The following is a 25,003-nucleotide window of genomic DNA, read 5'->3' on the forward strand; positions in this document are numbered from 1 at the left end:
CGTGTGCGATGAACCGGACGATTTTAATGGGGATCGGTCGCAAGAGCTTGCTGCAGCGCGTGTACCGGGGCGTATGGGGCGATGGCCTCGGACCGTATTTGGCCCCCGAACCGGCTTACGCCGGCCATGAATTGCCTACATACTGCGGCAACGGCATGGCGCCATCCGGGGCCGGCCAAGGGGACAAACCATCCGAAAGCAGGACATGGCCGCCATGCCAGACACGATGCCATCGAGCGTGGCGCGTGCGAACAGCTGGTTCTCTGCCTGCCTCGGTGGGGTTGATGGACTTCAACGCAACTCAGGGGAAATCGCATGAAGAAAGCAATGCTTGGCGCCCTGCTCGCCATGGCAGCGATGGGCGCCCAAGCCGCGACCTACCAGGCCGTCGAGTCGTCCGCAGTCGTGAACGGCACCATCGTGCTGGCCAAGGACGGCACGGTGCAGACCGCGGTCGTCGATGACCCGGCCAAGTACGGCCAGCCCATCGCGGACATGGTGCACAACGCGGCGCTGCAGTGGCACTTCCAGCCCGTGCTGCAGGATGGCCAGCCCGTGGTCGCCAAGGCCCGCATGCATGCCCGCGTGGTGCTTTCGCAGAAACCCGACGGCAACTACAGCGCGCGCATCAAGGGCGTCACGTTCGGCGACGACGACCCGAGCGACACCGGCACGCTGCATGAGGCCGAGCGCGACAAGAAGATTCGGCCGGGGTACCCCGCGGTCGCGGCCATTGCCCACGTGCAGGCAACGGTCTACGTGTCGCTGCGCGTGGATCGCAGTGGCCGTGTGGTCGACGCCGCCGCCGAGCAGGTGAACCTCCACGCTGATGGCATCGATGGTACGGAGGGGATGCTCGAGCATTACCGTCAGCTCATGGCACGCCCGGCGCTTGCGGCAGCACGCAAGATGACGTTCGTGGTCCCCACGACTGGCAAGCTGGCCAAGGAAGACAGCTGGACGGTCCATGTCCCGTTCGTATTCTTGTCTGGGGCAAACCCGGACGCGCTGCCCGTATGGACAACCTATGTCCCCGGGCCGTACACGCCAGCCCCTTGGGTCGACAAGCCTGACGCGGATGCGGTCGACGCCCTCGCCGACGATGGCCTGCGGATAGATGGCGCGGGGCCGACCCTGATCCCCACCGCATCCGACCACGGCTAACACACTAAGCAGCATTACCGTCGAATCGACTGACTGCAATGCCAACCAAGGAAATCGCATGAAGAAGGTCATGCTCAGCGCCCTACTCGCCATGGCAGCGATGGGCACCCAGGCTGCTACCAAACCGGCCGTCGAGTCGTCCGCGGTCGTGAACGGCACCATCGTGCTGGCCAAGGACGGCACGGTGCAGACCGCGGTCGTCGACGACCCGGCCAAGTACGGCCAGCCCATCGCGGACATGGTGCGCAACGCGGCGCTGCAGTGGCACTTCCAGCCCGTGCTGCAGGATGGCCAGCCCGTGGTCGCCAAGGCCAGCATGCATGCCCGCGTGGTGCTGACGCAGAAGCCCGACGGCAACTACAGCGCGCGCATCAAGGGCGTCACGTTCGGCGACCCCGACCCGAACGACACCAGCACGCTGCGCGCGGACAAGAAGATCATTCCGCACTACCCGCAGGACGCGATACGTGCCCGCGTGCAGGGCACGGTATACGTGGCCTTGCACGTTGATCGCAGTGGCCACGTGACTCAGGCCGTCGCCGAACAGGTCAACCTCGGCGTGCAGGGCCAGGAAGGTGTGCTCGCCCATTACCGCGAAGTCTTGGCGCACTCGGCGCTCTCGACGATTCAGAAGTGGACCTTCCTGCCTCCCACGACGGGAAAGCTGTCCAAGGACGACAGCTGGACGGTGCATGTGCCCGTTACCTACAACTTGAATGTCGTGGGGGCTCCCAAGTCCAACCACGTGTGGCAAACCTACGTCCCCGGTCCTTACACACCCGCCCCTTGGGTCGACAGGCCCGACGTGGATGCGGCCGACGCCCTGGCCGACGACGGCCTGCGGACGGATGGTGCGGGACCGACCCTGCTCAACCATGGCTGACAAGCGGTGAAGTCCTCTGCAGGCGTCATGCCTGCAGAGCTACGCCGTACTCGATTCGCTTGAGTACCTAGGCAGACACGGCAGCGCCGGCCGGTCTATTTCGCGTGCCAGTGTTCGTCGCCGCCCTTGGCGTAGCCATGTTTCACCGCCGACCAGGCCATTTTGCGGGCGGTTTCTTCGCGGGATTCGTCGCCGCGGCGCTTGTCCTCGTCGGCGTATTCATCCCAGGCGTGGTTGAAGGCTTCCTTGTAGATCTCCTGGGCGTGCTTCGGCAGGTTGTCGCGTACCGCATGAGGTAGTTGGCTGAGGCTCTGATAGGGCATGACAGGCTCCGCGGGGACGGCACTGTCAGCCTGGGAGGTGCGTGATAAAGGGGCCGTCAAGCGGGCGCGATGGCTCTGTACACATGGGTGACGATGGTGTCGTTTGCGCGACAGCGGCGCAGACCGTGGCCGACTTCATGAGGCGCCGGGCTTTCTTTCCAGCGTCTGCTTGATGGCGGCGATGCCCAGTTCCACGTTCTGGCCGATGGGACCGGCCAGTTCGTCCGGCAAAACATCGGTGATCCAGACCAGACGCGTGCGTTGCGCGCCGTCCGCAAACACCTGGAAGGATGCGTTGTGGTGCGTGGCCCGACCGCCGACGGAGGCATAGACGAAGCGGCGCGCATCGTGGTCGAGCGTGACGATCAGCTCGCGCACCACCAGGCCGTTGGCGAACGTGACGACCCTGGCGTCGCCGTCCATCTGTGTGTCCACCAGAACGCCAGGCACAAGGCGTTCGTGGGGCGCGCCGATGGCGCTGATGGCGGCCCACACGTCCGCGGGGTCTGCATCCAGCCGTATTTCCCGGTGTATCGAAGCCATCGTGTTTCCTCGTCGAAGGCGACGTCTCGTAATCAGCCGCCCAGCGTGTCGGTGGATGTCCAGGTGGGTATCCAGGTCTTGCCGCCATCGGTCGAGATGGCCCAATCCTGCCGGCAGGTTTTCGCGCCGATGCCCGACCAGACGTTGCGGTTCAGCACGGTCTTGCCGTCGACTTCGTCCATGCCGACGAAGGTGCCCGCGCCGTTCTCGAACGTGCCGATCATCGGCTCAGCCAGCGTGCCGGTCTTGCTGTTGGCGAAGTAGACGCGCCATTGCTGCGTCTTGCGGTCGTACAAGCGAAGCGCCAGGTCTTCGATGCGGCCGCCGGGTCCGTCGACTTCGAGCTGCCCGACGTTGGCCCAGTCCTCCCACAGGCGATACACCGCATGCGTGCCGTTCAAGTTGCTCCATGCGTTGGGTGAGGACAGCGGATTCAGCACGGCGCGTATGCGCGTCGTCCACTGCCCCATGTTGAAGTCGAAGCCGTGCTCCGGCCCGCTGCCCTGAGTGTGGTGCACGTCGTAGTCCGGCGCTTGCTTCACTCGGGTGAGCTGCGCGACGAAGTCCGCGGTCCAGGTCTTGCCGCCGTCGAGCGAGACGGCGATTTCGTAATGGTAGGAGTCCGGCGTGATGTTCGACCATATGTCGCGCTGGAGAACTTTCTTGCCGCCGGACTCGGTCCAGGCGTGGAACACACCGACCCCGTCCTTGAACTCGCCGTACGAAGGCTCCTGCATGGTGCCGTCATCGCTGCCTGCGAACTGCTCGCTCCATTGCTGCGACTTAGGGTTGTAGAGAAAAAGCGTGACGCCCTGGAAGTGGCCGCCAGAGCCGGAGGCTTCGATCTTCTCGATGTTGGCGTGCCCGTTCCACAGGGGCTGGTCGATCACGGTGCCGGTAAATTTGCCCCAGGCACCGACGCCCGACGCCGTGACGTCGCGGCTCATGATCTCGGTCTTCCACGTACCGAAGTGGAAATCGAAGGCGTGCTGCTGATCGCCGGCCTGCGCCGTGCCTGCGAGCGATGGCGACGGCCACCCGATCACCGACACCAGGGCAAGCAGGCTGGCTCGCAGAAGGATCTTTGTATGCATCGTGGTCGCTCTCCTGGATGGGAAGACATGCCGGCGCGCGGTGCCGTCCCTGCGCCATAGCCGAAACTCCAAGGGCTGCCGCGATCGCACGCCGCCCTGCATTTGTCATCAGCTCTCAGCCGGAAGGTTTCCGGTCTTGCGCGACACGCATCAGTGGACGTAGTTGATCGCGATGGCCGGCGTCACCGAACGCGTCGCGTTGTGCCCGCCCACGATCACGCGCGCGCCGAGCAACACGCCGAGGCTCGAGTTGAAGCTGTACTCGACCGCAGGCGCGTAGCCGTAGACGTCGCTGGAACCGGCCTGCAGGTGCGTCGGCACGGGCAAGGCATCGACCGGGTCCGTGCTGCCGTCGACGCGGGTGGCCGCGCCGTAGCTGCGGAACAGGTCGAGTGCCAGCACCCAGCGGCGGGTGACGCTGTATTCGAACGAGGTGCCCATGTAGAACGCGTCGCCCGGCCGCGCCGTGCCGCGGAAGCCGGGCGCGGTGCCGTAGACGCTGGCGCCGGTCACGTCGGCATCGCCGTTGAAGGTGCGGGTGAGGTTGAGCCGCACGCGCAGCAGGCGGCCGTTCGGCAACCAGAAATAGCTCTGCCCGTTGAGGCCCAACGTGGTGGCCCAGGCACCGCCGCCCATGCCGTCGCTGGCGCGCGCGAGCCGGTCGTAGCGGCCGGTGGGCAAGGTTTCCTGCAGTTGAACGGCGAGCGTGGGCAGCCAGCTGCCTTCGTGGAAACGGGTGAGCCGGTATTGCGCCTGCAGAATCTGGTCGCCGAAGCCGATGCCCGAGCTGCTCGGCCCGTTGCTCACGCGGTTGTAGCCGATGATCGGGATCAGGCCCACGGTGAGCCGGTCGGTCAGCCCGTAGAGCACGTAGGCGCGCGAGCCGAAGGCGTCCGAGCCCTTCGAGGTGACGTCGTAGAAATAGGGTTCGACCAGCATGTGCCCTTGCGGCAGCGTCTCGGCGGAATTCGCCAGCATCGGGCCGGTCCACCAGGCGTCGTCCAGCGATTGCCGCGCGGGTTCGGCGTCCTGCGCCGCAGCCGCGCCGGCGCCCGCCAGCAGGGCAAGCAGCAGCGCGAGGCCATGCCCCAGCCGCCGTACCTTGGTCGCCCGCCCGTGTGTGACCACCGATACCCCCACCGTTCATTCGTCGGGCGCAGACTAGGCAGCCAAGTGGCTTGAACAAATAGCCACCTTGCGACTAAATGGCATGACCACTCGGGAGATCGTCATGAAGCGCGTTTCCGCCAGCCTGGTACCGTCGATCGCACTCGAAGGCGGCGGTCCGATCTACCTGCAACTGGCGGAGTGGTTCCGCCGCGCCATCGCCGAGGGCCAGCTGCGCCCCGGCCAACGCGTGCCTTCCACCCGGGCGCTGGCCGGCGAGCTCGGCGTGTCGCGCCTGCCGGTGCTGGGCGCCTACGAACAGCTGCATGCCGAGGGCTATCTGGAGAGCTTCACCGGCGCCGGCACCTGCGTGGCCGCAGCGATTCCCCACGAAGGCGCGGCTGCCCCGCGCCGCCGTGCGCAGCGCACACCGGCGGCATCCGTCGCACCCGCGCCGCGCCGGGTCGCCGCGCGGGTGGCGGCGATGGCCTCGCCGCCGCAGACCTGGCTGGAAAGCCAGGCCGCGTTCCGCGTGGGCGTGCCCGCGCTCGACCACTTTCCGCACGGCGTGTGGTCGCGCCTGCTGAGCCGGCATGCGCGCCACGTCGGCACCGATGCATTGGTCTACGGCGACACCATGGGCCACGCGCCGTTGCGCGCGGCGATCGCCGAATATCTGTCGACGGTGCGCGCGGTGCATGCCGATGCCGAACAGATCCTGGTCACCAGCGGCTCGCAGCATGGCCTGCAGATCTGCGCACATGCCCTGCTCGATCCCGGCGACCACGCGTGGGTGGAGGAGCCCGGATACCCCGGCGCACACCAGGCACTGGGCGCCGTGGGCGCGTTGCCCGTGCTGGTGCCGGTGGACGGCGATGGCATGGATGTGGCCGCAGGCATCCATCGTGCGCCGGCGGCGCGACTGGCCTACGTCACACCCTCGCATCAGTTTCCGCTGGGCGCCACGATGAGCGCGGCGCGGCGCATCGAACTGCTGCAATGGGCGACGCGCACGGGCAGCTGGATCGTGGAGGACGACTACGACAGCGAGTACCGCTACGGCAGCAAGCCGATCGCCGCGTTGCAAGGGCTGGATGCGGACGCGCGGGTGATCTACGTGGGCACCTTCAGCAAGGTGCTGTTCCCTGCGCTGCGGCTCGGCTATCTGGTGGTGCCGAAGGATCTGCTGCCCGCCTTTCGCGCCGCGCGCGATGCGCTGGACACCTGCTCGCCGATGCTGCCGCAACGCGCGTTGCACGACTTCATCCGCGAGGGACATTTCGCGCGGCACATCCGCCGCATGCGCATGCTGTACGCGACGCGGCGCGCGACGCTGCAGGCGGCGATCCAGCGGCATGTTTCCGACACGCTGCAGGTGGTGGGCGCGGAGGCGGGCATGCAGCTGACCGCACTGCTGCCTGAGGGAACGGACGATGTCGCCGTGTCGCTGCGCGCGGCGCAGGCCGGTGTGTCGGTGCGGCCGCTGTCGCCGTGCTATCGCGGTGCGGTGAAGTGCAGCGGGCTGATCCTGGGCTACGGCAGCGTGGATGCGCAGGCCATCGACGAAGGGGTGCGTCGACTACGGGATTGCTTGTGACGACCTAGGTCTGCTCACGACCCCTCGCCTACTGCTCACATTTGTGATGGGTGGGCGCTCTGCGTTTTCGCAAGGAGCAGAGCGGTTTCGGTCGCCTGCCGGCGCCCGAGTTACTTCTCTTTGCTGGCCCAAAGAGAAGTAACCCAGAGAAAGGGCCTGGTGTGATCCGCCGGGACTACGAGCAGGCGGTGTTGAGGATGTTGGAACTACGTTCGGCGACACGTCCTGCACAGCGGCCACACCTCGCCGTATCTGGAAACTGAGGGATTTCGAGTTCGCTATCTCTCTCTGTGTGGCGGCGCGGAGATTTTGAACAGGTACTCAGGCCACGCCAAATGGCAGGTTGGGTGTGCCGATCACGCGCTCGCCCACGCGCTCGCCGCGCAGGAAGGCCAGGGACGCGGCGATGACCGCGGGTGCGTCCAGTACGCGGCGGTGCCCCAGTCCCTGCGTGCTGAGCAGTCGCGCGCCGGGCAGGTAGCGTGCGTAGCGTTCGCCTTCGCTCCACGGCACGTCGGCATCGTCGAGGTCGTGCACGACCAGCGCGGGCTGGCCCAGCGCCGGCAGGTAGCGATGCACTTCGAGCTGTTCGACGCTGATGCCGGTACGGCGCAGCAGCCAGTCGTAGAAGGCCTGGCGCAGATGTTCGCCCAGGCGCACGAAACGGAAGTAGCGGCTGGCCGCGTCGCGCATGTCCGCGGCGGGTGCCACCAGGACCAGGCGCTGCGCATGCCAGTCTTCGTCCTGCGCCAGCACCAGCGCGGCGCCGCCCAGCGAATGCCCCACCGCCAGCGCCGCTTCGCCGTAATGACGGCCCACGGCACGGATGGTGGCGGCGAACTCGGGCAGCGTGCACAGCCGGCCGCTGCTGCGTCCGTGACCGGGCTGGTCGAAGGTCACCACCGCATAGCCTTGTGCACGCAATCCTTCCACCCATGGCTGGTAGCGCAGGCCGAAGCTGGACCAGCCATGCGCGAGCAAGACATATGGCTGCGTGGCGGGATCGCCCCAGACATAGGTGGCGATGCGCTCGCCGCCGATGTGCAGTTCGCCGCGCTGCATCGCCGCGTCGTCCGGCGTCGCCAGCGCACGGCTGCGGCTGCTGGCGAACGGTGTGGCGAACAGGCGCGCGGCGCGGTCGGCGGTGTGCTTCGGCGCCAGCCGGCCGCCCAGCACGAAGCCGGCGCGCAAGGCATTGAGGCGCAGACGGGCGGAAACGGAAACGGCATGCGTGGACATGGGGGAATTCCTCAGAGCCTGTTTCATGCCTTCGCGTGGCTCGCGCCGGGAATGGTTTGCGCGCTGGCCAAGGAAGAACGAAGGAGTGGACGTCCGTCCACGACCGAGTGATGACGCGGGCCAGCACGCAAACAAACCCGGCCCGCAGGGTTGCCAGTGGATGGCCGCAGTACGGCCATCCACTGGCAACGCGAGCTGAGCAAAGGCATGAAGCAGGCTCTCATGATTGCCAGCTGCGCCACAGGCGCTCGAACGCGGCCGCGGTGTGGCGCTCGGCTTCGTCGTAACCGAACAGGCCGCCGTCGTGATGCAGGCCGAGCAGCAATGCGTAGACCTCGAAGGCAAGCTGGTCGGCATCGGTGTCGGCGCGCAGGTGGCCTTCGCCCACGGCCTGCGTGATCGCCTTCTCCAGTTCGCCGCGCCAGCCCGCCTGCTGCGCCACCACGGCGTCGTGCAGCGCACCGTCGCGACCGTCGTACTCGCTGGCGGCGGAGAGCAGCACGCAGCCGCTCTTGTGCTTGCGCGCCCAGACGAACCAGTTCGCCACGATCGCGCGCAGGCGCGGCAGGCCGCGTGGCTGCTTCAGCGCCGGCAGCAACACGTTGGCCATGAAGCGCTGTGCGCCCAGCTCGAGCACGGCCAGCTGCAACTCCTCGCGCGAACCGAAGTGCGCGAACACGCCGCTCTTGGACATGCCCACGCCGGTCGCCAGCGCGCCGATGGACAGGCCTTCCAGCCCGTCGCGGCGCGCCAGCACATAGGCGTGATCGAGGATGGTGCCGCGCGTGGCGGCGCGCTTGCCGGTGGATTCGAGGGTTTCCATGGGCAGAAAATAGCACGATCGTTCGTTCTTTTACAAACACTTTTCGCGCGCCGTTACCGGTGGCTCTTCCGCGCCATCGCACCCTCGTCAAAGACGAAGTCCCACCCATTCCTGAATGCATCGTCGACCTTGCGTCAACACGCTTTCGCCAAGCGGCGTTTTCCGTACTGCACGCCGCCACTCGCGGCGACCATGGAGAGCACTGATGAGCCGCAAGTCTTCTGCCCTGATTCTTTCCGCCACCCTGGCGCTGGCCGGCATCGGTTTCGTCGCCACGCCCGCCGCACAGGCGCAGGTATCGGTCGGCGTCGGCGTGGGCATCGGCGTAGCTCCGCCGGCGCCGCGCTTCGAACGTGTGCCGCCGCCGCGCTACGGCTACGTGTGGGCACCCGGCTACTGGGTGTGGAGCCCGCGCATGCACCGCCACGTGTGGGTGTCCGGCCGCTGGATGCATTCGCGTCCGGGCTGGCGCTACCTGCCGCCGCGCTGGTCGCAGGGACCGCGCGGAAACTGGCATTTCAACAACGGCTACTGGGCGCGCTGAACATGCAACAACCTGCGACGAGAGCGGCGACACAGCGCCACTTTCCGCCGTACTGATCGCCTCTAGACTCCAGCCACCTCGCGGTACGGCAACGCCGCGCAATCTTGATCCATCACACCAAACAGAGGGAGGAACCTCATGTCATTACGTCGCCTTGCGGGTTTGTTGATCGTCACCGCAGCCGCCGCTACCGCCGCAGGCTGCGTGGTCGAACCGCCGCCGCGTCCGCACCGGGTGGTCTACTACGCGCCACCGCCGCCGCCGCAACCGGAAGTGGTGGAAGTGGTCGCGCCGCAGCCCCCGCCGCCGCCCGTGGTGGAAGTGATACCGGCGCCGCGTCCCGGTTACGTCTGGGCGCGTGGCTACTGGCGCTGGTACGGCGGCCGCTATGTCACGGTGCCCGGTCATTGGGAAGTGGTGCGCCCCGGCTATCACTATGTGCATCCGCGCTGGGTGCAGCGCAACGACGGTTGGCATTTCAGCGCCGGCGTGTGGGTGACCGGCTGAGGCTGTCTTTTTGCGATCATCCCTGATCGCGAAGATCACGCGGGCGGCCATCCATGGCCGCATGGTTCAAGGAAACGGCCCGGGCATTCCGGGCCGTTTCGTTTTCGCGATCGCCGGCTTTTCGTGCCCGCTCTCCAGGCCATCGCAGACGGCGAGACCAAAGGACGGCAAAATCGACGGATGCCGACACCCCCGCCCATCACGGAAGACATCCAGCCCGGCCTGATGGTCGTGCACGGCAACCGCCTGGAAGACCTGCGCGACCTCTTGGTCGAATGGCTGGCGCGCGCGCCGCTGGCGCCACTGGAAGACGAGTTGATGCTGGTGCAGAGCAACGGCATCGCGCAGTGGCTGAAGCTGGCGCTGGCGCGGCCGCGCGACGCGGGCGGCATGGGCATCAGCGCGGCGGTGGACATGCAACTGCCCGGCCGCTTCCTGTGGCGTGCGTACCGCGCCGTGCTGGGCCGCGAAGCCGTGCCGGCGGATTCGCCGTTCGACAAGTCGCGCCTCGCATGGCGCCTGATGCGTCTGCTGCCCGCGCAGTTGGGCGATGAGGCCTTTGCGCCTTTGCGCCATTTTCTCGGCGAAGGCCGCGTCGACCCGGCCAGGCTGTTCCAGCTGGCGCAGCAGATCGCCGATCTGTTCGACCAGTACCAGGTCTACCGCGCCGACTGGTTGGAGGACTGGGAACACGGCCGGGACGTGCTGCGCGACGACCCGCGCGGACGACGCTTGCCGTTGCCCGCCACGCAGCGCTGGCAGGCGCAACTGTGGCGCGCGCTGCTGCGCGACGTGGGCACCGCGCAACGCGACAGCCATCGCGCCGGCGTGCATCGCGCCTTCCTTGCGCGTGCCTCGGCGCTGGAAACTCGACCTGCCGCGTTGCCTCGGCGCATCGTGGTGTTCGGTATTTCTTCGCTGCCGCAGCAGACGCTGGAAGCGCTCACCGCGCTGGGCCGCGTGTGCCAGGTGTTCCTGCTGGTGGCCAACCCGTGCCGGCACTACTGGGCCGACATCATCGAGGACCGCGAACTGCTCAAGGCCGAGCGGCACCGACAGACGGCCAAACCCGGCGCACCCGAAACGCCGCAGTACGAAGAACTGCACCTGCACGCCAACCCGTTGCTCGCCGCGTGGGGCAAGCAGGGTCGCGACTACATCCGCCTGCTCGACGGCTTCGACGCGCCGGAGATCTACCGCGCGCGTTTCGCCGCGCTGAACCGCGACATCGATCTGTTCGCCGACCCCGGTCGCGACAGCCTGTTGCACCAGGTGCAGCAGGCCATCCTCGATCTCGAACCGCTGCCTGCCGATCCCGCGCAGCGCCAGCCGTGGAAGGACGGCGACGAATCGCTGCGCTTCCACGTGGCGCACAACCCGCAGCGCGAAGTGGAGATCCTGCACGACGAGCTGCTGGCTTTGTTCGAGCGCGCCGCACGCGAAGGCCGATCGCTGGCGCCGCGCGACGTGATGGTGATGGTGCCGGACATCCAGACCTACGCGCCGCATGTGCAGGCAGTGTTCGGCCGTATTTCGCCCGACGATCCGCGCTACCTGCCGTGCAGCATCGCCGACCGCCCCGCGCGCGGCAGCGCGCCGCTGCTGGTGGCGCTGGAACAGCTGCTGCGTCTGCCCGAATCGCGCTTCGCCGCGGGCGACATCCTCGACCTGCTCGACGCACCCGCGCTGCGCCGCCGCTTCCACCTGGATGAAGCCGACTTGCCGGTGCTGCGCCGCTGGATCGAAGGTGCCGGCATCCGCTGGGGCCTGGACGGGGCGCAGAAAGAAACCCTGGGCCTGCCCCCCGAGGAACAGAACAGCTGGCGCTTCGGCCTGCGCCGCATGCTGCTGGGCTATGCCGTGGGTGACGGCACATCGCTGGACGGCATCGCGCCCTACGCCGAGGTCGGCGGCCTCGACGCCGCACTGGTCGGCCCGCTCGCCGCCCTGCTCGAACGGCTGGAACACTGGTGGCGCCTGCTTGCCACGCCGACTGCGCCCGCGCCATGGATCGAACGCCTGCGCCACTTGCTTGCCGACATGTTCGACGCCGGTCGCGACGACGACGATGCGCTGGCCTTACAGCGCCTCGACGATGCGCTGGCCGAGTGGGGACAGTCCTGCCTCGAGGCCGGCTTCGACGGTACGCTGCCGCTGAGCGTGGTGCGCGAGCACTGGCTCGCCGCCATCGACCAAAGCCGCCTGTCGCAGCGCTTCCTCGGCGGCGCGGTGAGCTTCGGCACCCTGCTGCCGATGCGCGCGATTCCGTTCCGCGTGGTCTGCCTGCTCGGCATGAACGACGGCGACTACCCGCGCCGCCACGACGCGCCCGACTTCGACCTGATGGCCCTGCCGAAACAGCAGCGACCCGGCGACCGCTCGCGCCGCGAGGACGACCGCTACCTGTTCCTCGAAGCCCTGCTCTCCGCCCGCGACACGCTGCACGTGAGCTGGGTGGGCCGCAGCGCGCGCGACAACGCCGAGCTGCCGCCCTCGGTGCTGGTGGGCCAACTGCGCGACTACCTTGCCGCCGGCTGGCGCCGCGCGGACGACGATGCCCACGACCCGAAATCCGCCGAAAAGCTGCTCGCTGCGCTCACCACCGAATACCCGTTGCAGGCCTTCAGCCAGCGCTATTTCGATGCCACCGGCGACGCGCGCCTGTTCACCTATGCCGGCGAATGGCAGCGTGCGCGCCAGTCCCTCTCTCTAGGTAAGAAGGTTTCGTTGTCCGCGTGGCAACCGGAGGGCGCGCTCGACACCGGCCTGCTGCAACGATTCCTCAAGTCGCCCGCGAAAACCTTCTATGCCGAACGCCTGGGCGTGCGCTTCGACGCGCTCGACGACGCCGACGCGGAACAGGAGGCCTTCGCGCTCGACGGTCTCCAACGCCACCTCGCCACCGATGCCCTGCTGCGCACCGCCATCGCCGCCGGCACGGATACGCTCGGCCCTGCTGCACAACGCCTGCGCGAACAAGGCAGCTTGCCGCCCGGCAGCTTCGGCACGCTGGCGCTGGAGCCGGTCGAACAGGCCGCACGCGACGCCGGCACCGCATGGCATTCGCTGGATGCGCGTTGGCCGCACGCCACCGGCATGCGCGAACTGCGCCACGAGGCGCACGGTCTCTGCATCGAGGACTGGCTAGGCGACCTGCGCGACGACGGCGAAGGCGGCCACGTGCGCCTGATCCCCACGGCCAGCACGCTGGCCAGGGACGACGGCATCCATCACGACAAGCTGCTCGACGCCTGGGTGGTGCACCTGCTCGCGAATGCCAATGCGTTGCGGCTCACCAGCCGCATCGTCGGTCCGGATGCCACGCTGGTGCTTCCGTCGCTGGCCACGGCCGAGGCTTCCGTTCTGCTCGACGAGCTGTGCGCCGCGCTGCGCGCCGGCATGCAGTCGCCGCTGCCCGTCGCGCGCAAGACCGCCTTCGCCTGGCTGCGGGTCGAGGCCGCGAACCAGAACCTGCCGGACGACAAACGGAAGCATCCCGCCAACGCCGCACGCCAGAACTACGACCAGGCCGGGCATCAGCATGGCCACGGCGAAGTGCAGGACGACCTTTGCCTGCAGCGCGAATGGCCGGATTTCGATGCGCTGCTCAGCGCGGGTTTCGAACACTGGCTGCACCTGTACCGGCCGCTGCTCGCCGCCGCACGAAAAGACGAGGACGCCGCATGAGCGCGCCCGAGCCGCTGTCTCCGCTGCGCCTGCCGCTGGCCGGCACGCAGCTCATCGAAGCCAGCGCCGGCACCGGCAAGACCTGGACCATCGCCGCGCTCTATCTGCGCCTGGTGCTTGGCCACGGCCGCGCCGAGCCGCTGCTGCCCGCGCAGATCCTGGTGATGACCTTCACCAAGGCCGCCACCGCGGAACTGCGCGAGCGCATCCGCGAGCGGCTTGCCGAGGCTGCTGGTGCCTTCCGCGGCCAGCGCATGGCCGACGATTTCCTGCACGCGCTGATCGCCGAATACCCGGACGACGAGGCGCGCACGGCCGCCGCGCGCAAGCTGGAACTCGCCTCGCAATGGATGGACGAGGCCGCGGTATTCACCATCCACAGCTGGTGCCAGCGCATGCTCGTCCAGCACGCCTTCGACAGCGGCGAGGCAGCCAGCGAGGACGGCATCGCCGACGAAAACGAACTGCTTGCCGAGGCCGTGCGCGACTACTGGCGGCGGTTCTTCTTTCCGCTGGATCGCGAGGCCGCCGGACTGGTCGCGCAACTGTGGAAGGAACCCGACGCCCTGCGCCGCGCGGTCAAACCGCTGCTTGCCGGCTCACCCGACACGCTGCGACTGGGCGGCCAGCCGGTGCCGGTCATCGCCGATCCTGCCGACATGCTGGATGCGGCTACCGCATCGCTGCGCGACGCCGAAATGCAGGCGCGCACACTGTGGCGCGAGCACGGCACGGAAATCGCGCAATTGATGCGCGATGCGGTGGAGGGCGGCGCGCTCAATGCCGCCAGCTACAAAACCGCCACGCTGGCTACCGACCATGCCGCTTTCGACGCATGGAACAGCACCGCCGAACTCGCCAAAACCAAGACGCTGGAACGCCATTCCACCACCAAGCTGCAGAGCGCGACGCGCAAGAACCAGCCCACTCCAACGCACGCGTTCTTCGCGGCCATCGACGCCGTACTGGCGACGCAAGCCAGCACCGACACGCTGCAACCGCTGTTGCTCGCCCATGCCGCCACCTGGATCGCGCAGCGCCTCGACGAAACACGCCGCTCGCGCGCCGTGCTCGGCTACGACGACATGCTGAAGCGCCTCGCCACCGCTCTTCACGGCGCCAACGGCGATGCACTGACGCATACCATCGCCGTGCAATACCCGGCGGCACTGGTGGACGAATTTCAGGACACCGATCCGCTGCAGTGGCGCAGCCTGCAACGCATCTACGGCGGGAGCGAAGACACGGCCCTGCTGCTGATCGGCGACCCCAAGCAGGCGATCTACGGTTTCCGCGGCGCGGACATCCATACCTACCTGCGCGCCCGCGAAAGCGCCGCGCGGCCGCACTGGACGCTGGACACCAACCACCGTTCCAGCAAAGCGCTGGTGGCTGCGGTGAACCGCGTGTTCGGGCATGCGGACACCTACCCGCAAGGTGCGTTCTGCTTCGGCACGGCGCTGCCCTTTGTGGCGGTGAAGGCCAAGGGTCGTAACGAAGTCTTTCAGCTCGACGGTGAACCATTGCCCGCGATGCAGATGGCCGTCCATCCGTCCGTCGAACCCGCCAGCATGGGTGCGTGGCGCGAAAGCATGGCAGCCCATGCAGCCGCGCAACTGGTCGCATGGCTGGGGGCTGCGCAGGCCGGGCGCTCCGGCTTCATGGCGGAGGACGGCGCGCTCGCGCCGCTGCGACCCGGCGACATCGCCATCCTGGTGCGCGACAGGACCGACGCCGCCGCGATGGCCGACGCTCTGCACCGGCGCGGCCTCGCCCATGTCTATCTGTCCGACCAGCAATCGGTATATGCCAGCGACGAGGCCACCGACCTGCTGCGCTGGCTGCATGCCTGCGCCCGCCCCGGCAACGACCGCGCCATGCGCGCCGCACTAGCCACGCCCAGCATGGCGCGCAACCTCGCCGAGCTGGCCAGCCTCGACGACGATACCGAACGCGAAGCCTGCGACGAACACTTCCGCCAGTCGCACGCGCTGTGGCAGCGCCACGGCGTGCTGGCGATGCTGCACGAACTGCTGCACCGTTTCGACCTGCCCGCGCGCCTGCTCGCCCGCGACGGCGGCGAACGCGCACTCACCAACCTGCTGCATCTGGCCGAACTGCTACAGCAGGCCGCCACCGGACTGGATGGCGAACACGCGCTGATCCGCTTCCTCGCCGCGCAGATTGCCAGCCCTGGCAGCGGCGAAAGCGCGGAGGCGCAGCTCGTGCGGCTGGAAAGCGAAGCGGCATTGATCAAGCTGGTGACCGTGCACAAGTCCAAGGGCCTGGAATACCCCGTGGTGCTGCTGCCCTTCGCCTGCGGCTTCCGCGAAGTGGATGCCGACAATGCCGTGCAGACGCGCGACAGTCATGGCCGCGCGCAGCTCGACCTGCAGCCGGACGAGGACGCCCTGCGCGAAGCCGACCGCGAACGCCTGCAGGAAGACCTACGCCTGCTCTACGTGGCGCTCACCCGTGCCCGCCATGCCTGCTGGCTGGGCGTAGCCAACCTCAAGCACGGCAACAGGAAGGACTCCGACCTGCACAAGTCCGCGTTCGGTTACGTGCTTGCGGGCGGCGCCCCCATTGCGCCTACTGAACTGTTGGCGCACGTACGCTCGCTCGCCGGCGAGGACACGCCTATCCAGGTCGTCGAACTGGCCGATCTCGCCGACGAGCATCGCCATCACGACATCACATCGACCGCGCTCACCCGCCCTGCGCGCAGCTTTTCGCTGAAACCGGCGGAGCCGTGGTGGATTGCCAGCTACAGCGCACTTGCGCATGGCGACGACAGTGCCGCGCCACGCCACGCGCCCGAGACCGCCGGCCAGTCCACGCTTGCCGAGAACGTCGCTTCGAGCAACGCGGAAGCATCCGACACGGACGCGCACGGCATCCACGCCTTCCACCGTGGTGCCAACGCCGGCACTTTCCTGCACGACCTGCTGGAGAGCTGCGCCGACGAAGGCTTCGCGCGTGCCGCCGCACCTTCCGTCGGCCTGCGCGACACCATCGCGCGACGCTGCCAGGCGCGCGGCTGGCAATCGTGGATCAAGCCGCTGACGGCATGGCTGCCTGCGCTGCTGCATACGCCGCTGCCGCTGCCCGATGACGGCGCCATGCCCTTGGCCGCGCTCGCCGATGCCGCGCGCTACCGCGCCGAGCTGGAGTTCTGGTTCGAGGCCAACCGCGTCGATGCGGCCGCGCTGGACCGCATCGTCACTGCGCACACACTGGACGGCCTGGCACGCCCCCCGCTGCCGCCCCATCGCGTGAACGGCATGCTCAAGGGCTTCATCGACCTGGTGTTCGAACACCAGGGGCGCTGGTACGTGGTCGACTACAAATCCAACTGGCTGGGCGGCCATGCCGCCGCCTATACCGCCGAGGCCATGCGCGACTCGGTGCTGCAGAGCCGCTACGACCTGCAGTACGCCATCTACACGCTGGCGCTGCACCGCCAGCTCAAGGCCCGCCTGCCCGGCTACGACTACGAACGCCACATGGGCGGCGTGCTTTATCTCTACCTGCGCGGTGTGGACGGCGAAGGCCACGGCGTGCATGGCGAGCGCCTTCCGTTCGCGCTGGTCGATGCGTTGGACCGCCTGTTCGCCACGGGAGGCACCGCCCATGCGGCATGACGCCTTGCTCCAGCGTGCCCTGGAACAACAGCGCCTGCGTCCGCTGGACGTGGCCTTTGCGCACTTCCTCGCCGAACGCGACGCGCAGCTCGAGCCCGCGTTGTCATGGCTGGCCGCCCTGCTCAGCCGGCAGCTGGCCGACGGCCATCTCTGCCTCGACCTGGCCTTGCTGCCCACGCTGGCGCAAGAACAGGACTGGCCCGAGGACTGGCACGCACTCGCCGATTCGCTGCATGAAGACGGCCATCTGCAGCTACCCGCCTCGCCACTGCTTGCCGCCAACAGCAATGGCATGCCGGCCGATGCGCCGCTGGTGCTGGACGGCACGCGGCTCTACCTGCGTCGCTACTGGAACCACGAGCGCAGCGTGGCGCAGGGCATCCTCGACCGCGTGGCGCACACGGAAGCACCGACCGCACACTTCGCCGCCGAACTCGCGCGGCTGTTCCCCGCTGCCGCATCGCCCGACTGGCAGCGCATCGCCTGCGCGCTCGCCGCGCGCGGCGCCTTCGGCGTGATCACCGGCGGCCCCGGCACCGGCAAGACCACCACCGTGGTGCGCCTGCTCGGTCTGCTGCAGACACTGCAGTTGCGAGAGCAGGGACAACCGCTGCGCATCCGCCTCGCCGCGCCCACCGGCAAGGCCGCGGCGCGGCTCAACGCCTCGATCGCCGCGCAGCTCGCCCGCCTCGACGTGGACGATGCCGTGCGCGCGGCCATTCCCTCCGAGGTACTCACCCTGCATCGCCTGCTGGGCGCGCGGCCGGACACGCGCCGCTACCGCCACGACCGCCGCAATCCGCTGCACCTGGACGTGCTGGTGATCGACGAGGCGTCGATGGTCGACCTGGAAATGCTGGCCGCCGTGCTCGATGCGCTGCCGGCGTCGGCGCGGCTGGTCCTGCTCGGCGACAAGGACCAGCTCTCCTCGGTGGAAGCCGGTGCGGTGCTCGGCGACCTGTGCCGGCGCGCAGAAGCCGGCCACTACGACAGCGGCACCGCGCAATGGATCGCTGCCACCACCGGCGACGACATCGCCGCCTTCGTGCAGGCCGATGCGCAGCCGCTGGACCAGCGCATCGCGATGCTGCGTGAAAGCCATCGCTTCGGTGCGGCCAGCGGCATCGGCCGTTTGGCGCAGGCGGTGAACGCAGGCGATGCGCCCGCCGCACTGACGATGCTGCAGACGCCCGCGCCCGACCTTGCCTGGCAGCCCGATGTCGATGCCGCTGCGCTCACGGCCCTGGCCATCGACGGCTCGGCAACACCGGACGGTGGCGACACGCCCGGCTATCGCCACTACCTCGAATGGCTGCACGCGCATCGCCCGGGCGGCGACGCCGGCGAGGCCGCGCACGCGGACTGGGCGCGCGGCGCGCTGGAAGCCTTCAACCGCTTCCAACTGCTGTGCGCGCTGCGCCGTGGCCCGCACGGCGTGGACGGGGTGAACCGCCAGGTCGCCGCAGGGCTGCGCGCACGCGGGCTGATCGACAGCGAGCTCGGCTGGTACGAAGGACGCCCGGTGCTGCTCACCCGCAACGACTACAGCCTGGGCCTGATGAACGGCGACATCGGCCTGTGCCTGCGCCTGCCCGACGGCGCCGGGGGCACCCGGCCGATGGTGGCCTTCCTCGCCGCCGCCACGGGCCATGCGGGCGGCACGCGGCTGCGCTTCGTGCCGCCCTCGCGGCTGACCGACGCGGAAACCGCCTGGGCGCTGACCGTGCACAAGTCGCAGGGCTCGGAGTTCGAGCACACGGCCCTGCTGCTGCCGCCCGACCCCAACGGCGTGCTCGGCCGCGAGCTGCTCTACACGGCGATCACCCGCGCCCGCCGCCGTTTCAGCCTGGCCGGCAGCGCCGCCATCGTCGAGCAGACCATCGCCCGGCGCACCCGGCGCCACTCCGGGCTGGCCGCTCGGCTTGCGCCCCACCCGGCTGCCCCGTAAAATCCGCCGTTCGGCATCGCCGGAATAGCTCAGTTGGTAGAGCGGCGCATTCGTAATGCGTAGGTCGCAGGTTCGACTCCTGTTTCCGGCACCATCGATTCACGGGAGCCATCCCACGAAAAAACGCCCGGCTGGGCGTTTTTTTGTGTCCGTCCGAGGCAGCGGGCCGCTTCAGGCCTTGCCCTGCTCCACCAGCGTCAGCGCCACCTTGTCGCGCAGGTAGACCGGCAACGCTTGCTCCGGCGACTGCGCGCGGCCGGCCCGAAATTCGCGAGCGGCCAGCTCGGCGACGTGCACGGCCTGCGGGTAGCGCGCGCCGTCCGCAAAGCGCGGCGCCGCGCCCAGCCGCTCGCGCAGCACGGTTTCGTAGGTGGCCCAGCCGCTGCCGACTATTTGCCAGTGGCGGCTTTCGGGCAGGAGCAATGTGTCGGCGGTGCAGACACGTTCCTGATCCAGCGACAGCAGGCCGCCTGCGCCGTCGCGGCGGTAGCTGGCGGCATAGATCTCGCCCATGCGGGCATCGATGACCGCGAGGATGGCGGTGTCGTCATCGCCGTCGTCGGGCGCCTCCAGTGCCAGCGCAGCGAGCGATGACACGGTGACCACGGGGCGATCCAGCGCCAGCGCCATACCCTGCGCCAGCGACACGGCGAGGCGCACGCCGGTGAACGCACCGGGACCGCGGCCCACCGCGATGGCGTCGAGCGCATGGCGGGCGAGGCCGGCCTCGGCCAGCAGTTCGTCGGCCATCGGCAGCACGCGCTCGGCGTGGCGGCGTGGCGCGAGTTCGCTGCGGGCGATCACTTCGTCGCCGTGGACCAGGGCGACGGAGCAGGCTTCGGTGGCGGTTTCGATGGCGAGCAGGTTCATGGTTTCACCATGATAGCCGCTGCCCGCGCCCGCCATGCCCATGGGCCGTTCATGGTGCGGCTTTCGCGTGCCGCGGCGCACACGGGTTTTCTCCCACGTTCAATCATGATCGCGCTCCTTCGTTACCGGAGCACGGATCACACCAGCCCGGGAAGCGCGTCAGCGGGCAGATGCGGGCCACGAGCGGGCCGGTGCGTGGCTTTTACGCGGCGGCCACGCTGTCGCGGGTGATTTCGGCGATCGACTTCGCGCCGGTCAGCGTCATCGCCACGCGCATCTCGCTGGCGATCAGATCCAGCAGATGAGCGACGCCCTGCTCGCCCTTCGCGGCCAGCGCGTAGACGAAGGCGCGGCCCAGCAGCACGCCATCGGCCCCCAGTGCCAGCATGCGCACCACGTCGAGGCCGTTGCGCACGCCGGAGTCGGCGAGGATCTTCAGCTCGCCCTTCACCGCATCGGCGATCGCCGGCAGGGCGCGCGCGGATGACAGCACGCCGTCCAGCTGGCGACCGCCGTGGTTCGACACCACGATGCCGTCGGCGCCGAAGCGCACCGCCTCCTTGGCATCCTGCGGATCGAGGATGCCCTTGATGAGCATTGCACCCTTCCAGGATTCGCGTATCCATTCCAGGTCGCGCCAGCCGATGGACGGGTCGAAGTTATTGCCCAGCCAGCCGATGTAATCCTCCAGCCCGATGCGATGGCCTAGGTAGGCGGACACGTTGCCGAGGTCGTGCGGCCGGCCCAGCAGGCCCACGTCCCACGACCAGCGCGGATGGCACATCGCCTGCCAGATGCGGCGCGTCGGGGCGTGCGGCCCCGACATGCCCGAATGCGCATCGCGGTAGCGCGCGCCCGGCACCGGCATGTCCACGGTGAACACCAGGGTGCGCACGCCGGCGGCCCAGGCACGATCCAGCGCGTTGCGCATGAAGGCACGGTCGCGCAGCACGTACAACTGGAACCAGATCGGGCGCGCCACCTGCGCCTGCACTTCCTCGATGGGGCACACCGACACCGTGGACAGGGTGAACGGCACGCCCTTCGCCGCAGCGGCGCGCGCGGCCTGCACTTCGCCGCGCCGCGCGTACATGCCGGTGAGCCCCACCGGCGCCAGCGCCACGGGCAGGCTCAGTTTTTCGCCGAACAACTCGGTGGAAAGATCGACGTTGCCGACTTCCTTCAATACGCGCTGACGCAAGGCGAGGCCACGCAGGTCATCTACGTTGCGGCGCAAGGTCTGCTCGTCGTAGGCGCCGCCGTCGATGTAGTGGAACAGGAAGGGCGGCAACCGGCGCTGCGCGGCCGCGCGGTAGTCCTGGGCGGAGGAGATGATCATGGGGGCACTCGGCTGCGCGTCAGGCGTCATCGTGCCTTGATGGGGGGCGATCTTCCAGTCTGCGCGGCGTCTTTAATCGCGCCTCCTTTGAGAAGTTCGCTTCGACTTACTGAAGTGGGTTGTGGCTTTGTCGCAAGTTTCAAAGCGGTTTCGGTCGCCTGCCGGCGCCCGAGTTACTTCTCTTTGCTGGCCCACGCCACCGCAGGAGCGGTGGCAAACAGCGAAGCTGGCCCGAAGGGCGGAGGGCAGGATGCCCGGAGTCAAGAGAAGTAACCCAGAGAAATGGCCTGGCTCAATCTGCCGGAACTACGAGCAGGCTGTGTCGAGGAGGTTGGAATCACGTTCGGCGACACGTCCTGCACAGCAGCCATGCCGCGCCGTATCTGGAAACTGAGGGCTCGACCACTTCACTAAGCCGGCGCGTGGTCACCACAGGCGACAGCGGTCCAGGTTGCAGATTGCACTCTGCGTACCCGTTCTAGCGCTCTAGACTGCCTTTTCGGCTGGACCACCTCATCGGCCGGCCGCTCCTGACGCGAAGTGGATCATGCGAAAGGTGATGCCACGGCCGTTCGGGCCGTTGTGCAATGTCGAAAAGAAGATCGGGAGGACTCCATGCTCAAGACGTACACCGGAAGCTGCCACTGCGGCGCCGTCCGCTTCGAGGCGGATCTCGATATCGGCGCCGGCACCGGCAAGTGCAACTGCACGATCTGCACCAAGATGCGCCTGTGGTCGGTCAATGTCCTTCCGGAGGCCTTCCGCCTGCTGGCAGGCGAGAGCGATCTCACTGATTACCGCGGACGCGGAAACTCGGTCGCGCACCACACGTTCTGCAAACACTGTGGCGTCCGGGCGTTCGAATGGGTCGACATGCCGAACATGAGCGGCAGCAAGTACTACAACATCAACGTCATGTGCCTCGATGGCCTCGATATCGACGAACTGATGCGCGCGCCGGTGGCGTACTACGACGGCCTCAACGACAACTGGGGCGAGAGGCCTGCCGAGACGCGGCACCTGTAGCAATCTTCAGGCAGCCACGGTACGCCGGCCATGCTGATACGCACCGAGCGCGACGATGCTCGCGGCCAGCAGAAGCATGCGCGTGGCATCCAGCGAGTCCGAAAAGGGATCGCCATTGCGCGCATGCGTGGCGATGGCGCCGAGCATGACCAGGCCCAGCAGCACGGCGGCCGCGATGCGCAGGCGCGCGGCCAGCAATCCCAGCGCGCCGACAATCTCCACCGCCATCACCGCATACATGAAGGCCACCGGGTAACCCGAGCCGAGGAAGAACTGGCGCATCTCCGCATCATGCGCTGCCTTGCCGATCTCGAAGCCGGCAAAGGCAAGCGCCACGTACCACGCCAACCCGGCCATCAGGCACGGTGAATCGGCGAAAGTCATGGCCATCCGGCGATCGCTGAACTGCCACGCAGCCAGCGCCACAGCAACCGCCACGCCCGCAACAAGCTGTCCGATGACCGCGCCACCACCGATGACCGCACGATAGAACGCTGCCGATGGCGGCAGACGGAAAGTCAGCCCGACAAGAGCGAGTACGCCCACCGCCGCGACGGCAACGCAGGACACGGCGAACGTGCACACGAACCGGCTCACCCACGCAGCTTCGCGGCGACCGGAAAGCCCGACCAGGGCCACCAGCACAATCGCGACAAGGGACGCAAAAAAGCTTGCTGTGTCGGTCATGCCGATGCCTCTGCGTAGGAACGCTTCCGTTGGACTCATGCGCTACCGGGATACTAATGCGGGCCTGGCTCACAGAAGAATCCAATTACCTGCGACCCTCTTTCGCGCCTGCTGCAAAACCTTGCGCTTCCTTTGGTTAGCGGTTCAGTTGCAGTATGCCGACACCCATGCACTGTGGATGGGGCACGCTGCCCCTGCCTCCCTATCAAGCCAGCTCTGCGGCAACTCAAACCTCGAGACCGATACCCATGATTCGCAACCTTGCAATCGCTTCCCTGCTTGCCGCAAGCGTGGCTCTTTCCGGCCCGGTGCTGGCCCAGACCCAGCCGACTCAATCCGCTCCCGCTCCTGTCGCGGCACCGGCAGCGACAACGGCATCGAATGCCACTCCTTCCAAGGCCGACAAGGCCGCTGACAAAGCGGCCAGGAAGGCAGCCAAGCAGACCGCGAAAGCCAACAAGCAAGCCGAAAAAGCCAAGCGGAAGGCTGCCAAGCAGGCCAGCAAGGCGCAAAAGCAGGCGGCGAAGGCCAGCAAGCAAAAAACCAAAGCGGCGAAGGCGGGATCGAAGCACAAGAAGTCGCACAAGAACACGACGCCTGCCAGCGCCCCGGCGGCCGCCAGCGCACCGGCGAGCACGCCGGCTTCCACTAGTTCCGCGGGCGGCGCGCACTGAACGTTGCATGGGTCATCGCGGAGTAGATGGCCAAACCTCGGGTTCCCATCGCCGCTCCTGTATGCCTTAATCCCCTCCGGCGTTTGTCGCCGCGGGGGAAGTGGATCATGGCCGTGCGCTGGATCGTCTGCCTGTTGCTGTTGCTGAGCTCCGACGCGTGGGCCGGCGGCCCCGTTGCCACGGTACGCGTCGCCTTCAACCGCGACGGCATCACCGCCATCCGCGTGCATGGCTATGCCGACAAGGCCACGGGCCGCGAAGTCAGCGCGGACGATCCGGTGCGCATCGCCTCGATCTCCAAGATGGTCACCACGCTGGGCGTGATGCGCCTGGTGGAAGCGGGCAAGCTGAACCTCGATGCGGATGCCTCCGGCTTGCTCGGCTGGCGGCTGCGCAACCCGGCGTTTCCGCAGGTGCCGATCACCCTGCGCATGCTGCTGTCGCACCGCTCCAGCCTCACCGACGACGCCGGCTACTGGCAGACGCCGCTGGGCGGCGAGCTGCGCGACATCCTCAAGGATCCGCGCGCCTGGGACACGAAACACGCGCCGGGCAGCTACTTCCACTACACCAATCTCAACTTCCCGCTGGTGGCGCAGATCATGGAGCGCGCCACCGGCGAGCGCTTCGACCAACTCATGGCGCGCCTGGTACTGCGCCCGCTGGGCATCGACGCCTGCTTCAACTGGGCACTGTGCAGCGACGCCACCGCCGCCCATGCTGTGGTGCTGTACGACGCCGATGGCAAAGCGGTGAAGGACGACAACCACGGCCGCAAACCCGCCTGCCCGGTGACGCCGGCCAGCGACGGCAGCTGCGACCTGTCGCGCTGGCGTGCCGGCACCAACGGCGCGCTGTTCTCGCCGCAAGGCGGCCTGCGCATTTCCGCCAGGGGCCTGGCGCGTATCGGCGAACTGCTGCTCGGCAACGGCAGCATCGACGGCAAGCGGCTGCTCAAGCCCAGCTCCATCCAGGCGATGAGCACGCCGGAGTGGCAATACCATGCCGGCAATGGCCTCACCTACGAAGAAGATGGCGGCGACGTCGACCAAGGCTTCTTCTGCCGCTACGGCCTCGCCGTGCAGACGCTGGCCACGCCGGTGCAAGGCTGTCACGACGATCCGTTCGGCGACGGCGTGGCGCGCGTGGGGCATTCCGGCTCCGCCTACGGATTGCAGGCCGGGCTATGGATGGATCGCAAGAGCGGTACGGGCGTAGTGTGGTTCGCCACGGGCATGCCGGACCAGCGCACCGGCGGCAAATCGACCTTCAGTGCGGTGGAAGAAGAGTTGGCGCACTAGTAC

At 68.0% G+C, this 25,003-nt stretch carries 20 protein-coding genes and 1 tRNA gene; 12 read left to right on the forward strand and 9 right to left on the reverse strand.

Annotation, left to right across the window (positions count from 1 at the left end; all coding sequences use genetic code 11):
* Window positions 1-327 precede the first annotated feature (327 nt).
* Together IHE46_RS08665 and IHE46_RS08670 are read left to right on the forward strand one after the other, a co-directional pair.
* Window positions 328-1,164, forward strand: coding sequence for an energy transducer TonB (locus tag IHE46_RS08665; RefSeq protein ID WP_225562918.1), 837 nt, complete (start codon window positions 328-330; stop codon window positions 1,162-1,164).
* Window positions 1,165-1,222: 58 nt separating this feature from the next.
* Window positions 1,223-2,047: an energy transducer TonB gene (locus IHE46_RS08670; RefSeq protein WP_192164237.1), complete on the forward strand. Its 825-nt coding sequence runs from the start codon at window positions 1,223-1,225 to the stop codon at window positions 2,045-2,047.
* Between the two features lie 95 nt (window positions 2,048-2,142).
* On the opposite strand, the gene IHE46_RS08675 is transcribed toward IHE46_RS08670, so the two are convergent.
* The 4 genes from IHE46_RS08675 to IHE46_RS08690 all read right to left on the reverse strand — a co-directional run bounded on the left by IHE46_RS08675 (window position 2,143) and on the right by IHE46_RS08690 (window position 5,147).
* Window positions 2,143-2,370 carry a ChaB family protein gene (locus tag IHE46_RS08675; RefSeq protein ID WP_192164238.1) on the reverse strand — a complete coding sequence of 76 codons (228 nt, stop codon included), beginning with the start codon at window positions 2,368-2,370 and terminating at the stop codon, window positions 2,143-2,145.
* 135 nt (window positions 2,371-2,505) lie between these two features.
* Window positions 2,506-2,913, reverse strand: a complete 408-nt coding sequence (locus IHE46_RS08680; protein WP_192164239.1) for an SRPBCC family protein — start codon at window positions 2,911-2,913, stop codon at window positions 2,506-2,508.
* 32 nt (window positions 2,914-2,945) lie between these two features.
* Window positions 2,946-4,007, reverse strand: coding sequence for a hypothetical protein (locus IHE46_RS08685; RefSeq protein WP_192164240.1), 1,062 nt, complete (start codon window positions 4,005-4,007; stop codon window positions 2,946-2,948).
* A 150-nt stretch (window positions 4,008-4,157) separates the two neighbouring features.
* Window positions 4,158-5,147 carry a transporter gene (locus tag IHE46_RS08690; RefSeq protein ID WP_343230010.1) on the reverse strand — a complete coding sequence of 330 codons (990 nt, stop codon included), beginning with the start codon at window positions 5,145-5,147 and terminating at the stop codon, window positions 4,158-4,160.
* 91 nt (window positions 5,148-5,238) lie between these two features.
* On the opposite strand from IHE46_RS08690, the gene IHE46_RS08695 reads away from it, so the two are divergent.
* Entirely contained in the window at window positions 5,239-6,711 is a 1,473-nt protein-coding gene (locus IHE46_RS08695; protein ID WP_192164241.1) for a PLP-dependent aminotransferase family protein, read from the forward strand.
* A 321-nt stretch (window positions 6,712-7,032) separates the two neighbouring features.
* Here the strand turns inward: IHE46_RS08695 and IHE46_RS08700 are convergent, their stop codons facing one another.
* On the reverse strand, window positions 7,033-7,950 hold the full coding sequence (locus IHE46_RS08700) for an alpha/beta fold hydrolase (protein ID WP_192164242.1): 918 nt from the start codon (window positions 7,948-7,950) through the stop codon (window positions 7,033-7,035).
* Window positions 7,951-8,170: 220 nt separating this feature from the next.
* Complete coding sequence (locus IHE46_RS08705) at window positions 8,171-8,773, reverse strand: TetR/AcrR family transcriptional regulator (protein WP_192164243.1); 603 nt, start codon at window positions 8,771-8,773, stop codon at window positions 8,171-8,173.
* A 205-nt stretch (window positions 8,774-8,978) separates the two neighbouring features.
* Here IHE46_RS08705 and IHE46_RS08710 point away from each other — a divergent pair, with 205 nt between their 5' ends.
* The 6 genes from IHE46_RS08710 to IHE46_RS08735 all read left to right on the forward strand — a co-directional run bounded on the left by IHE46_RS08710 (window position 8,979) and on the right by IHE46_RS08735 (window position 19,197).
* Window positions 8,979-9,317 (forward strand): YXWGXW repeat-containing protein, encoded by a 339-nt coding sequence (locus IHE46_RS08710; RefSeq protein ID WP_192164244.1) that lies wholly within the window; start codon window positions 8,979-8,981, stop codon window positions 9,315-9,317.
* A 138-nt stretch (window positions 9,318-9,455) separates the two neighbouring features.
* Window positions 9,456-9,824, forward strand: a complete 369-nt coding sequence (locus IHE46_RS08715; RefSeq protein WP_192164245.1) for a YXWGXW repeat-containing protein — start codon at window positions 9,456-9,458, stop codon at window positions 9,822-9,824.
* A gap of 180 nt (window positions 9,825-10,004) precedes the next feature.
* Window positions 10,005-13,511 (forward strand): exodeoxyribonuclease V subunit gamma, encoded by a 3,507-nt coding sequence (gene recC / locus IHE46_RS08720; protein WP_225562919.1) that lies wholly within the window; start codon window positions 10,005-10,007, stop codon window positions 13,509-13,511.
* On the forward strand, window positions 13,508-17,155 hold the full coding sequence (recB, locus tag IHE46_RS08725) for an exodeoxyribonuclease V subunit beta (RefSeq protein ID WP_192164246.1): 3,648 nt from the start codon (window positions 13,508-13,510) through the stop codon (window positions 17,153-17,155). The genes recC and recB overlap by 4 nt, the downstream gene beginning before the upstream one ends.
* A gap of 4 nt (window positions 17,156-17,159) precedes the next feature.
* Window positions 17,160-19,103: an exodeoxyribonuclease V subunit alpha gene (recD, locus tag IHE46_RS08730; RefSeq protein WP_225562920.1), complete on the forward strand. Its 1,944-nt coding sequence runs from the start codon at window positions 17,160-17,162 to the stop codon at window positions 19,101-19,103.
* Between the two features lie 18 nt (window positions 19,104-19,121).
* Window positions 19,122-19,197 (forward strand) — tRNA-Thr (locus tag IHE46_RS08735).
* 77 nt (window positions 19,198-19,274) lie between these two features.
* Here the strand turns inward: IHE46_RS08735 and tsaB are convergent.
* Complete coding sequence (gene tsaB, locus IHE46_RS08740) at window positions 19,275-19,973, reverse strand: tRNA (adenosine(37)-N6)-threonylcarbamoyltransferase complex dimerization subunit type 1 TsaB (protein ID WP_192164248.1); 699 nt, start codon at window positions 19,971-19,973, stop codon at window positions 19,275-19,277.
* Between the two features lie 202 nt (window positions 19,974-20,175).
* On the reverse strand, window positions 20,176-21,312 hold the full coding sequence (gene lldD, locus IHE46_RS08745) for an FMN-dependent L-lactate dehydrogenase LldD (protein ID WP_192164249.1): 1,137 nt from the start codon (window positions 21,310-21,312) through the stop codon (window positions 20,176-20,178).
* 615 nt (window positions 21,313-21,927) lie between these two features.
* Here lldD and IHE46_RS08750 point away from each other — a divergent pair.
* On the forward strand, window positions 21,928-22,338 hold the full coding sequence (locus IHE46_RS08750; protein ID WP_192164250.1) for a GFA family protein: 411 nt from the start codon (window positions 21,928-21,930) through the stop codon (window positions 22,336-22,338).
* 6 nt (window positions 22,339-22,344) lie between these two features.
* Here IHE46_RS08750 and IHE46_RS16990 read toward each other — a convergent pair whose 3' ends face one another.
* The gene (locus IHE46_RS16990) at window positions 22,345-23,025 is read right to left on the reverse strand and encodes a DoxX family protein (RefSeq protein ID WP_225562921.1); all 681 of its coding nucleotides are present in this window, start codon (window positions 23,023-23,025) and stop codon (window positions 22,345-22,347) included.
* 248 nt (window positions 23,026-23,273) lie between these two features.
* On the opposite strand from IHE46_RS16990, the gene IHE46_RS08760 reads away from it, so the two are divergent.
* Together IHE46_RS08760 and IHE46_RS08765 are read left to right on the forward strand one after the other, a co-directional pair.
* Complete coding sequence (locus tag IHE46_RS08760; protein WP_192164251.1) at window positions 23,274-23,699, forward strand: acid-shock protein; 426 nt, start codon at window positions 23,274-23,276, stop codon at window positions 23,697-23,699.
* A gap of 107 nt (window positions 23,700-23,806) precedes the next feature.
* Window positions 23,807-25,000 (forward strand): serine hydrolase, encoded by a 1,194-nt coding sequence (locus IHE46_RS08765; protein ID WP_192164252.1) that lies wholly within the window; start codon window positions 23,807-23,809, stop codon window positions 24,998-25,000.
* Window positions 25,001-25,003: the final 3 nt, after the last annotated feature.

Source organism: Rhodanobacter sp. DHG33 (assembly GCF_014843005.1).
Lineage (GTDB): Bacteria > Pseudomonadota > Gammaproteobacteria > Xanthomonadales > Rhodanobacteraceae > Rhodanobacter_A.

Excerpts from the sequence above, each read along its gene's own strand:
- tsaB (WP_192164248.1), bottom strand. The coding sequence starts at position 19,973 with ATGAACCTGCTCGCCATCGAAACCGCCACCGAAGCCTGCTCCGTCGCC.
- recB (WP_192164246.1), top strand. The coding sequence starts at position 13,508 with ATGAGCGCGCCCGAGCCGCTGTCTCCGCTGCGCCTGCCGCTGGCCGGC.
- IHE46_RS08750 (WP_192164250.1), top strand. The coding sequence starts at position 21,928 with ATGCTCAAGACGTACACCGGAAGCTGCCACTGCGGCGCCGTCCGCTTC.
- IHE46_RS08710 (WP_192164244.1), top strand. The coding sequence starts at position 8,979 with ATGAGCCGCAAGTCTTCTGCCCTGATTCTTTCCGCCACCCTGGCGCTG.
- IHE46_RS08665 (WP_225562918.1), top strand. The coding sequence starts at position 328 with ATGCTTGGCGCCCTGCTCGCCATGGCAGCGATGGGCGCCCAAGCCGCG.
- IHE46_RS16990 (WP_225562921.1), bottom strand. The coding sequence starts at position 23,025 with ATGACCGACACAGCAAGCTTTTTTGCGTCCCTTGTCGCGATTGTGCTG.
- IHE46_RS08700 (WP_192164242.1), bottom strand. The coding sequence starts at position 7,950 with ATGTCCACGCATGCCGTTTCCGTTTCCGCCCGTCTGCGCCTCAATGCC.
- IHE46_RS08715 (WP_192164245.1), top strand. The coding sequence starts at position 9,456 with ATGTCATTACGTCGCCTTGCGGGTTTGTTGATCGTCACCGCAGCCGCC.
- IHE46_RS08695 (WP_192164241.1), top strand. The coding sequence starts at position 5,239 with ATGAAGCGCGTTTCCGCCAGCCTGGTACCGTCGATCGCACTCGAAGGC.
- IHE46_RS08680 (WP_192164239.1), bottom strand. The coding sequence starts at position 2,913 with ATGGCTTCGATACACCGGGAAATACGGCTGGATGCAGACCCCGCGGAC.
- IHE46_RS08685 (WP_192164240.1), bottom strand. The coding sequence starts at position 4,007 with ATGCATACAAAGATCCTTCTGCGAGCCAGCCTGCTTGCCCTGGTGTCG.
- IHE46_RS08670 (WP_192164237.1), top strand. The coding sequence starts at position 1,223 with ATGAAGAAGGTCATGCTCAGCGCCCTACTCGCCATGGCAGCGATGGGC.
- recC (WP_225562919.1), top strand. The coding sequence starts at position 10,005 with ATGCCGACACCCCCGCCCATCACGGAAGACATCCAGCCCGGCCTGATG.
- IHE46_RS08760 (WP_192164251.1), top strand. The coding sequence starts at position 23,274 with ATGATTCGCAACCTTGCAATCGCTTCCCTGCTTGCCGCAAGCGTGGCT.
- IHE46_RS08765 (WP_192164252.1), top strand. The coding sequence starts at position 23,807 with ATGGCCGTGCGCTGGATCGTCTGCCTGTTGCTGTTGCTGAGCTCCGAC.
- IHE46_RS08705 (WP_192164243.1), bottom strand. The coding sequence starts at position 8,773 with ATGGAAACCCTCGAATCCACCGGCAAGCGCGCCGCCACGCGCGGCACC.
- IHE46_RS08675 (WP_192164238.1), bottom strand. The coding sequence starts at position 2,370 with ATGCCCTATCAGAGCCTCAGCCAACTACCTCATGCGGTACGCGACAAC.
- lldD (WP_192164249.1), bottom strand. The coding sequence starts at position 21,312 with ATGATCATCTCCTCCGCCCAGGACTACCGCGCGGCCGCGCAGCGCCGG.